Source organism: Bacillus sp. SIMBA_008, assembly GCF_046535495.1.
GTDB classification, from domain to species: Bacteria; Bacillota; Bacilli; order Bacillales; family Bacillaceae; genus Bacillus; species Bacillus subtilis.
Window position 1 is genome coordinate 1 of the sequence record NZ_JAWRWL010000782.1, and the last position, 257, is coordinate 257.

Below are 257 nucleotides of genomic sequence, written 5' to 3' on the forward strand. Positions count from 1 at the left end.
CCCTAAAGGCTTTCCAAGAAGCTGGCACAGACAATGCCGTTAAATTCGCTAATAACTTAGGTATGGACTTACCGTCTGACATTCCAGAGTCTTACTCAATCGGTGGATTTGACGATGGTGTCTCCTCCCTGAAGATGGCTGGAGCCTTTAGTGCATTCGGTAATAATGGATACTATAATGAACCGCATGCTGTCACATCTGTTGAATTTAATGACGGTACAAAGCTTGACCTTACGCCAGATTCCAAAGCGGCTATG

Annotated in this window: 1 protein-coding gene; it reads left to right on the top strand. The window is 44.7% G+C overall.

The genetic code is table 11. From position 1 onward, the window contains the following. On the top strand, window positions 1–257 hold a 257-nt coding region (locus tag SB658_RS25435), incomplete at both ends, for a penicillin-binding transpeptidase domain-containing protein (RefSeq protein WP_410603217.1).